Genomic DNA, 10,007 nt, shown 5'->3' with positions numbered 1-10,007 from the left:
TTGCAACAAACCGTATCATTTATCAAATAAAGACTGTAACAATGCCTAAAGATATCACGTCTCATACTCTTTCAACTAAGGTCCGCGCCAATATAGATATGATGATAAGAGAAGATCTTAAGCTAGAAATGCTACAAGTTGCCAATAAAGAACATCCTTTGGAAATTAATAGCACGAATTATAATCAGATCTTTAACGCTCTCCAGTAAAAAGAGTGTGCATAATTTAAAGGGCTTATTTGATAAAGTGTCTATCGCTCTTCGTTTATCATTAAAGAGGTAAGATAGATCTTTTATTTGCTTATATCTTAGAAGCAGCATTTGTATAATGATTAATTTTCTCGCAAATCAGTACATGTATAGATTTGCGAGAAAATGCTAAATGGAATGTAGAATCGTTTTTTCAACGCATGAAGAAATATTACCCATCCAAAGGCTGTAAATGTTGTCGCTAATTAAGCTATATATCCCTCCTGTCATTTATTGACAATGTACTGATTTATAATGATAATTTACTGTTTTGTATATTGAATGAGAGTCCCGAATATTGTAAGATTCTCTCATTTCAAATCTGTGTATATTGAATCAATTAAAACCACTTGCTTGCATATAAAAGCGGGATGCGTGTGTGGATAAAAATTGTTAAAAAAGGACTGAAAGTAGCTCTTATGAACCGTCTTAAAGCCAAGAGCTGTAGCCCCCCAAGCTAGCCAATATAATGATGGTGCCGGCTTTCTTCTCCATAAGCATAAAAATGGAGGAACTCAATAGATTTACTATTATATCATCGACTGCTACTCTTAATATTCATTCATAAGGAGCCTATTGCTTCTTCTTAAATGACTTTCATTGATATACGTCTTATGATATATATAAAATATTTTTAAAATTCATTATAAAAGTAATTTAAAATGAAGAAATCCTTTTCTATTCAAGATTCTCATTCAATATGAGAAAAAAATGAGTTCTCAATCAATATGTTCGCATATCACAATAATTATCAATTATAGCTTCACACTTTCTCAAAAATTAGAGTTTTTTCTAGAGACTTAATAGGCTGTTAAGATAACTTTTCTCAATAATAAAATAGAAATTGTATTTCATTTATAAATGAGATGCGACCAATACATTCAGACTACTCAATATCAAAAGTTCTTCACCAAACGAACGAATGTATTAAACTTTATCTCATATTTTGCCTTCTCTGCATCTCCCCTATCCAATACACGAATAAAATATATTACTTGATGAGAAAATATACTGTTTTTTCAAGATTATAAAATTTCTTATTCTTTTGCACTCATAGCCACCAACACATCACCGTTTCTTGATAATAAAGAAATGATTTGAAAGCACCATATCTCCTTCTTTCTTCAATACGAAAAAATCGGTTTAATTTCGACGTAACAATGTTCTTTTACAATGTTTTTGGAAAATTACCACTTATTGCTGTCCTTGTTATCAACCAATAGCGATGTATCAATGGCAAAGTTGCATTTTCTTGAAAAATTTCCGCCCCCAGCTGAAGAGCTTTTTGAAGAGAAGCCGGTATAATTACCAATGGAAGAAATGCTGGCTTAAAAGCTCTAGGTAAAACACGAGAATACGTGTAAAATTTGCTATAATGATCGCGTGATAATGCTACCATAGATTCAACAATGCAGCCCTTTTGTTTATCACTGAAACGATGAGATTCTAAATCTTCCCTCTTCACCCCTACAGCCTTCAACATATCAGTAGGTAAATAATAATGATATCGTGATTGCATGAATGATAAAAGGCGTAATACACCGCTTAATCCTTGAGCAATCCCTCCATGTTCATAGATATCTGTAAAATCTTGTGCAACATTAGGATCTAATATCTGACAAGAAAGCTGTAAAATGATACTTGCTGTCTCACCATAATAATGCTCAAGCTCATGAAGCGTTTCTATTGGATTGTGATAAAGATCTAAAATTTGTGCATCGCAATAACGTAAAAAAGCGGTCTTAGGTAAATTAAAAAGAGTCATTGCTGTCAATAGATCAGTCAAAATCGGATTATTTCCACTCGTTTGCATTTCACCATGAACAATAGAATCATACCACCAACGTAACCGTATTTCTCCTATGCGTGGGTCATGTACATTTTCGCGAATACGAGAAACTTCAGCATTAAATGCGTAAAGAGCAGCCAATGCTTTGCGCTTTTTTTTAGGCGCAAATAAAACCGATATATAGCGGTCACGATCTATGGTCCGTAAAATATCAAGACAATAAGGAAGAGAACCTATCATGCTATGAACCTATTAACGTTCCTTCTTTAGCAATTAAATTAATATTCTTTTTTATTCACTATTAAAAAATAAGAGAGTCAGAAAATACAGCTTAGAAATAAGATTTTTAAATGTGTCTCTTAATGTATTATAAGTTAAGGATTCTTTTCTAAGTACTTTTCTTAACCGCACCAAACATCCAAAATATTTTATTTTTTTAAAAGTTGGTTTTGCACTAAAATAGTACCACCCTATGAGAGAGAGTATTCTCAAAAGCATAATAAAATCAAGAAACTCTATTTGTTTTTACCTTTTTCTTTGCAGAATCAATTACACCACGCCAATACGCTTAACAACAGACTTTCTGCTATAAAATATAATGGGTATTTTTAGAATAAAAATTAATAAATAAAGCAACCCTCACGAAAGCTTATTATTCGCCCTTATATTTTCACTAAAATAAAAAACAGGTAATAAGCATCTTAAAGCATATATGAACAACGGAAATATACTTTTAATTGGACTCCTTGCCAATCTCTACGGTGGAGCTCCCCCCCTTTTACGGCATATAAATGCACTCGATGAAAGCATCTTTAATGTCAATAGATATTCTTTGTTATTATTTGCGTCAGAAGTTATTTTTTAACCAAAATAGAATGCAATCTCTAAGCAGCTAGAAAACTCTTTTCCATCTTCTTAATCAAATCGTAGCTTGGTTGCTTTACCTTTGCTATTTTTTTTGCCATAACCATTGCACGTTCAAGATGGTGCTTTTGAGTATTATTATCAAAACCTAAATGTTCTCTTTCCACAAAGCTTTTGTGATAAGATTGTAAGGACTCAATATTATTCAAAAAAGCAAGCGTACCAATATGAAGTAAACTATAATGTGCATTGTCACACTCATCAATTTTGCTCATTTGCCAAGGGGGTATACCATACCTAAAACCAATACGCTGAAGAAGATCTATACTTTCCATTGCCCATTCTAAAGTATAATCAAGCTCTAACTCTAGGCGACTTGCATTAATCTTTTCTTCAACAATTTTCAGCCCATTTTTATTAAAATAAAGTTGTAGATCCGGTAAACTTTGAGAATTTATGGAATCAATTGCTCTACAAACAGCAGAAAGAATGCCTGTAGTAACCGAAAACCCAACATCAAATCGCGGAGAAGCTGTTGTAATTTCGTCATTGTATAAAATTTGCACCTCGCGATCTGGCAATTGGTAGATTGCTAGAAAATTCTCTTTTCCCTCAATTCCATAAACAAACCAACCTAAACTTATGAAAAGCGTTCTTGTACTTTTCATGGTTAAAAAAGTCTCTTCTTCTGTAAAAAGCATTATTTTAGCATCAAGATTCAAAGGTGAAAAAGACTCTTTGAAACCTAATCAATAACGTCGTGCAAGAATAAGGACACGATTCATAAGATCTTTCGTAATCTCTTCAGAAAAATCTAAATGCTTTCCTACTCTAAAACTCTCTTTATAAAATTTGAGCGTTTTAACATCCCCCATGAGAATAAGGGCAACAAGGTGGCGCTCTGCAAGATCAGCTTCATTATTTGGTGATAAAACTGCATAATCAGAGATAATTTTTTGTACATTTTGCTGATGAGTCCACTCAAAAATGTCTGCACAAACCTGTTTCAATTTTCCTTGCTTCATAGCAATATCAGAGATTGTATATATATCTTCCGCCTCTTTAATGGACGTATATTGAGATCTCGTTGGAAAAATATCTCGATAAATAGTAGAGAAGCTAAGCGTTGAAAGTGAAGCTTTGAATGTGATAATCAACTCTTTGCCTTCCCTCTCAAGACTATATACTATGTTGATAAGCCGGTCTTTGCTTATAAAGTAAGCATTATAATTGTAGTTTTTATCGCGGTAAGTTGTCCAACCCATCGTTTTTAATTGTTCAACAATGGTATTAAGAACAATCCAATCTTGCGAACCTATAATATCCTTTACCTTTTGTTCATTTGAATTTTTCATCTGCCCAAATCGTAATACTCTCGAAATAAAGCTTTCTCGTGCTTTTGACCGAATCCAACTGACCATGTGCAAAAATGCTTTTGTAATCAAGGTGAAAGGTTTTATTATCACTCGATAAAGCAAAGGCGATACCATGAAGTAAAACATCATCCGCCCTATAAAATTTGCTTTTTCACTAGGTCCACACGGAATAAAATGTTCTTCAGCAAATTCAACAGCGCGATTAACACAGCTAAAGAGAGAATAGCTTGTCGCATATTGAGCAACCTTGTTTGTTTCAAGAAAATTTTGATAAGATTTCAAGGCCTCAATCTTACCCGTCGACGCTAAGCAAGCCAAATGCCAGATCATATGGGAGCAAGAACTAGATGCTTGAAGATATGTTGAATAGGCACTCTTTTTTTTATTTCTGCCTCAAAATCCTGAGTACGAGCCCACTGAATTACCCGCTCAGAAATGTTGATAAGTTCTCGCTTTGTGGGTGTATCAAAATAAATATTAAGACCTTTTCCAAGACTGGTAAAAGTTGGATAAATATTCTCAGGTCATACAAGTTCGTAAGCTTTACCATAATGAATATACCAGCAGGCTCTAGAAAGCTCTTCTGTAGACGTTATGGCACTAATATAGACATTTAATTTATCATTGAGATACCACAAATCAAAATGAAATTTAACAAAACGGTCAGGTAAAACTAACCACATTTTCCCAGGGGCTGTTGCAATCCAACCATGAACTTTTAAAATATTGGTACCGTTGTTAGGCTCGTTAGCCGCTTTTGAGGTGTTATACACACCAAAATATCATCCAACTCGCCCTTTTTATAGGCTTGTGCAAAAAGAAGAAGACGCTCAACCCATGTTGTTGTTTTGTAACCAGAAAATTCTAATATATTCAAATTTGATGTAGGACTACAAGACTTTAATGACTCTCTATCACCGAGCAAAACTCGAGCAACCGCAGAGCTTTTAGAGCTACCATTGGAAACTTCTTGGTGTAATTTTTGTTCAATATTTTGTGTTTTTGCCCATGTGATTATCTTGTTTAAGGACTCCTGAATACGATTTTCAGAAAGGTCTTTCATTTTAACATCAAAATATCTATCTTCTGAAAAAAGTATACTTTCAAAGCAAAATCTCTTACCCCTAATATATTCCCAAGCAAGAATATAGGGGATAGTGCTGAGATTTGCTACTAGCATAAGCTTTCTATCCCTCCACCCATATTTTACCTCGTAGTCGATGCTTACAAAACGATCAGATAAATAATAAAAAGCATGGTGACGACCGATATCATCGCGATAGGGTGCCCAACCAAGTTTTTTTTAAATTTTTGTTACATCTTTGGTTTGCATCATGACACACTTCTATTCTCAACGAATTCAATGATGAAAGAGCGCATACCAATCAATCTCCCCCATTTTTTATTCAACAGCTGTTTTCAACCTCAATTTAAAAAATTATTCAAAATTAACCTTAATTCTTTTATAGAGAAACTCATAAAAATTGCTGGCGTAATAATATGAAGCACCAGCTGGAAACCTGAAATAAAGTAGACATTCACCGTCTTGAAATTGAGAGTAATCAAAGTAAAGTATCTCACAAAAAGTATTTTCACAAACAATAAGCTGCTGTGGCCTAGCTAAACCATTTTTTATATCGAGTAAGTGGTGATAAACAATATCACCAGCAGTAACACAATCAGTAGGAGACCCTACACTATCCTCATAAACGGTCAATATTTCATCACAACCAATTTCTGAAATTCCCAAACTTTTCAGGCAGTTTTTGTAAGAGGTTGTAAATGGCAAACCAATAGTTTCTTCAGCCTTTTTAATCTGTATATCATCAATGGTAGGGCCAAAATCGATACGATCACTATATTTATCAATTAATTTTTCGAGATCAGATAATATAAAATTTTTCATGAACTCCCCCCAATTATTATTCTCTAATATGTTTTAACTTTTTTCTAATAATGATAATATTCACATTTTTTAAGTAACGGAAAAACAGTAACTTAGTGTTTATAATTTTTTAAATAAAACCAATACACAAAAAAACTATTTCACATGAACTTTAATTATTTTTTCGCAAAATTCATAAAAATTACTTGCGTCATAAAGAATATCTTGAAATAGTGTGAACATTCACCATCCTGAAGTTGAAAGTCATCAAAAGAAAATTTCACACCCAAATTAGCTCTACTGATAACAAGCTACTGTAGTTTTGCTAAACCATTTCCTCTATCTGTTAAATTATAGTCAACAAAAATCCCTACACAATCCTTATAAAGGCTAAATATTTCCTCGCCATCAATTTCTGTTTTTTCAAAAAATCTTTATAAAAAATTATAAACTGCGAGCCAATAATTTCTTTAGATTCTTTATTCGTATATCACCAATCATAGCCTTTAAAGTGCGAAACTTAATAATATTACTATAGTAATCAAATAATTCTGTAAAATCGGATAAAGTATAATTTTTACAGATTTTTCTACATAAATCATATCACATTTTGCTAATATTAATGTGATCGTTATAAATACTTATCTGTTCATAGCTAATGGTATTGCTTTACATTTCTCCAAATAATAAAAGCATTTTTATTGATATCATTCTTTCATTATTTGCTCCAATTACTTTTTTCTTTTCAGAAAGAAATTTTTAAAAATTAAATAAATAACTTTTTTGATAAAATTTGTCTTATCGGACTTAAAACTTTCATTCGTAGTAAAAACAGCTAAAAACTAACCGTAACATGCACAGTAAAACTTAGAACAACAAACAACGCAAAACACTTCTTGATTGAATGGATGACAATGCTATCTTTTTATAGAAAATGCACTGATCATAAAATTCATCCAATTAATAATTATGCAAACTTTTCATAATGAACTAGAGCAATTTATTATTAAATAACACTTTATTCTACCGCAAATAATAACGCAGCAACAGCGCGATCTTCAGCCAATAAAACATTAAATGTACGTACAGCCGCTCCCGTACTCATTGTATCAGATGAAATACGTTTTTCCCATAAAAGAACCCGTAACTCTTCAGGTAATCGCAATAATTCAATTCCAGTACCTATTAATAAAACTTCGATTTCAGATGCTTCTTCTAAAACACGAGATATATCCCCTTGAGTAGGAATAGGTCCTGCCATATCAATGCCATAAATACCTGATGGGACACAAATAATAGAACCTCTATGAGACATATCAGCAAAACGAAACCCACCATTTCCATAAGCATCAATAGGTGCACGACTTGGAAAATGCGCCTCACGAATTTGAATTGCATCGAACATGAATAAGCACCCTTTATTTTTGATAAGTCCAACTGCCTTTTACCTCCCACAAAAATTAATGGAAGGTTGATACAAACATTGATATGTTAACCCTCGCTTATAAGAGCATTGAGATTAGAAATTTTTATATACTCCCTAATCTTCTCCTACAACAAATAGATGAAAATTTGACAACAAACCGCGATTAAATGCTATATGTTCAAATAAATCTACCTTTTAAAAAATTTCCTCAGCTTATTTACTCGAAAATAAAAAATATCTCTTTATAAAAATAATGATGTTGCTTAAAGGACAGGAAAATTTTCCGTAATCTTCTATAAATAAAACAACTATTTTAATAATTTAAAGAAAAAAACCATCTTCTGTAACGACTATAAAAGCTACTCCTTCAATGAAACTATCTTTATATTTCAATACTTTTTATAAAAATGCTTTAAAAAATGTAATAAACTACAACTCCACCTTAAGATGCATTTTCCTTATTTTCCTTTGATATAGCTTTTTTTTCTTTAGATACACTCACATTTTCTTTCGCTGTTGTTTTAGATTTAGACTTTTGTGGTGTTTTTGTTTTAGTATGAAGCTTTGATTTTTTTTCTGCAATTGGTTCACCTTTAACGCGTACATCAGACAATGTTGAGCGAAGAACACGAATATTCATACTCTCACCAATTTCAACCTCTAATTCGCCACTTTCATCGTGAACCTTCGTAACTTTGCCGATAATGCCACCACCCGTTATAACTGTATCACCACGACGTATTGCATTAAGCATTTCTTGTCGTTTTTTCATTTGTGCACGCTGTGGACGAATTATAAAAAAATACATAATTGCAAAAATTAAAATGAACGGGACAGCACTAACAAATGAAAATCCACCGGGAACATCGCCTGCAACTTGAGCATAAGCGTTTGTAATAAACATTTTTATCTCCTATAGTTAAACTTCAGGTATTTCCCCCTCTATTAAAATAAAACTCCGATCCAGAAAATTTTTCCTAAAGAATTTATCATAAAAAGTAATGACCACATGATGGAATCTCAGCTTTATCAAAATGCAATAAATCCTTAAGAGACAGAATACAACAAGAAAAATCTTAAAAAAAACAGATTTATTTCCCTCTATTATATATTCTACAATATAAACCTTCTCACTAACTCAATAAATGATACAAACCAATTTTTCCAAGGAAAAAACCTTTAATTATAGAGATAATTCATCGTTTTTGATATCAAATGAAAGACTTAAATACAGTAAAACTCTCTCATTTTATCCCCTTTGAATTCATCAAAATGATTTTCTTGTACGTTACACACGTGAAATGAACCTGTAGATAAAAACTATTTAAGAAAAGCGTAAAATCCCCCTTCTCATTCTCGTACCCCCTATAAATGCAAGAGCAGTTAGAACATTGAGAAGCTGAAAACAGTATGATACTATCACCTTATCTCTTCATAAACACAAAGATGATAATATCTAATAAACTCAACAAACGGCTTCCCTTAAACCAGTGATTTTTTCTGCTACAGTATTATTTTACGTAAAAAAATCAATTTTTTCATGAAATTTCTATAAACTATAAAATTTCTCAAATTAATCCATAAATTAGTTTTCTAAATATTTAAGAGGATCAACAGGTAATGAATTCTTACGCATCTCAAAATAGACACGTGGCGTTTTAACATTTCCTGAAACACCAGATTTAGCAATCTCATCACCGCGTCTTATTCTTTGTCCTTTGTTAACAACAAGCTTACTATTACATCCATAAATAGTGATAATATCATTTTCATGTCGAATCATAACAACATTACCAAGCTCTTTTAATCCATCTCCCGCATAGATAACGACACCATTTTCCGCTGCCTTTACCGATGACCCCTCAGGCACTGCAATATCTATTCCTCGATTCATTATTGTTCCTTTTTTTTGACCAAACTGGCTTAATAAACGCCCTCGTACTGGCCAACGCATCTTAGAAATTCCTGTACCCTGCGGTGTCATAATATTATCTGTATTCGTAACAGTACTTGATAAACCAGTCTCATGGTCCAATCGCATCATCTGTGTAGAAGAATTTTTCTCAGAGCTTGATCTGTTCATCTTTGCAGAAGGGGACATTGTTACAGGAGCTTTATATACAGAAGAAGCCTTTTTGTGTTTTACAGAGGACGTAACTTGAGATTGGAATGAAGATTCTGCTGTTGACGCCGCCCAATCATTATTATTGCGCGTATTTGAAGTTGCGAATGTACGCCTACTTGGAACCACAAGGACTTGACCAATATAAATGGAATTGCTGTTTATGCCATTTGCTAATTTTAATGCCTCAACACTAACCCCTATTTGTCGTGCAATACTGAGTAGTGTATCTCCACTCTGGACAATATAAGAATTCCGCCGGAAAACAGGAGAGTTATCCATTTGTGAACGAGAAAG

At 32.7% G+C, this 10,007-nt stretch carries 8 protein-coding genes and 2 pseudogenes; 1 reads left to right on the top strand and 9 read right to left on the bottom strand.

Going from position 1 to position 10,007, the window contains the following annotated elements; all coding sequences use genetic code 11:
• Positions 1-209, top strand: a pseudogene (locus tag ACFIO3_RS05035) (peptidylprolyl isomerase); the annotation flags it as partial.
• A gap of 1,207 nt (positions 210-1,416) precedes the next feature.
• Here the strand turns inward: ACFIO3_RS05035 and ACFIO3_RS05030 are convergent.
• From ACFIO3_RS05030 to ACFIO3_RS04990, 9 genes and pseudogenes are all read right to left on the bottom strand, one after another.
• Positions 1,417-2,277, bottom strand: a complete 861-nt coding sequence (locus tag ACFIO3_RS05030) for a phytoene/squalene synthase family protein (RefSeq protein ID WP_375607674.1) — start codon at positions 2,275-2,277, stop codon at positions 1,417-1,419.
• 644 nt (positions 2,278-2,921) lie between these two features.
• Positions 2,922-3,569: a DUF6990 domain-containing protein gene (locus ACFIO3_RS05025; RefSeq protein WP_375607675.1), complete on the bottom strand. Its 648-nt coding sequence runs from the start codon at positions 3,567-3,569 to the stop codon at positions 2,922-2,924.
• Positions 3,570-3,650: 81 nt separating this feature from the next.
• The gene (locus ACFIO3_RS05020; RefSeq protein ID WP_375607676.1) at positions 3,651-4,559 is read right to left on the bottom strand and encodes a DUF6990 domain-containing protein; all 909 of its coding nucleotides are present in this window, start codon (positions 4,557-4,559) and stop codon (positions 3,651-3,653) included.
• A 242-nt stretch (positions 4,560-4,801) separates the two neighbouring features.
• Positions 4,802-4,960, bottom strand: a complete 159-nt coding sequence (locus ACFIO3_RS05015) for a hypothetical protein (protein WP_375704155.1) — start codon at positions 4,958-4,960, stop codon at positions 4,802-4,804.
• Positions 4,961-4,995: 35 nt separating this feature from the next.
• Positions 4,996-5,568: pseudogene (locus tag ACFIO3_RS05010) on the bottom strand (DUF6990 domain-containing protein); the annotation flags it as partial.
• A 147-nt stretch (positions 5,569-5,715) separates the two neighbouring features.
• Positions 5,716-6,183, bottom strand: a complete 468-nt coding sequence (locus ACFIO3_RS05005) for an SMI1/KNR4 family protein (RefSeq protein ID WP_375607677.1) — start codon at positions 6,181-6,183, stop codon at positions 5,716-5,718.
• Positions 6,184-7,180: 997 nt separating this feature from the next.
• On the bottom strand, positions 7,181-7,567 hold the full coding sequence (locus ACFIO3_RS05000) for an Mth938-like domain-containing protein (RefSeq protein WP_375607678.1): 387 nt from the start codon (positions 7,565-7,567) through the stop codon (positions 7,181-7,183).
• Positions 7,568-8,030: 463 nt separating this feature from the next.
• A complete protein-coding gene (gene yajC, locus ACFIO3_RS04995; RefSeq protein WP_375607679.1) occupies positions 8,031-8,492 on the bottom strand; it encodes a preprotein translocase subunit YajC in 462 nt (153 codons plus the stop codon).
• Between the two features lie 681 nt (positions 8,493-9,173).
• Positions 9,174-10,007: peptidoglycan DD-metalloendopeptidase family protein (locus tag ACFIO3_RS04990; RefSeq protein ID WP_375704154.1), on the bottom strand; the 834-nt coding region annotated here is incomplete at its 5' end.

The sequence above is a fragment of the Bartonella sp. AD328YNZD genome (assembly GCF_042196425.1).
This window is presented reverse-complemented; position numbering and strand designations above follow the sequence as displayed.

Excerpts from the sequence above, each read along its gene's own strand:
- yajC (WP_375607679.1), bottom strand. The coding sequence starts at position 8,492 with ATGTTTATTACAAACGCTTATGCTCAAGTTGCAGGCGATGTTCCCGGT.
- ACFIO3_RS05005 (WP_375607677.1), bottom strand. The coding sequence starts at position 6,183 with ATGAAAAATTTTATATTATCTGATCTCGAAAAATTAATTGATAAATAT.
- ACFIO3_RS05000 (WP_375607678.1), bottom strand. The coding sequence starts at position 7,567 with ATGTTCGATGCAATTCAAATTCGTGAGGCGCATTTTCCAAGTCGTGCA.
- ACFIO3_RS05030 (WP_375607674.1), bottom strand. The coding sequence starts at position 2,277 with ATGATAGGTTCTCTTCCTTATTGTCTTGATATTTTACGGACCATAGAT.
- ACFIO3_RS05015 (WP_375704155.1), bottom strand. The coding sequence starts at position 4,960 with ATGTGGTTAGTTTTACCTGACCGTTTTGTTAAATTTCATTTTGATTTG.
- ACFIO3_RS05025 (WP_375607675.1), bottom strand. The coding sequence starts at position 3,569 with ATGAAAAGTACAAGAACGCTTTTCATAAGTTTAGGTTGGTTTGTTTAT.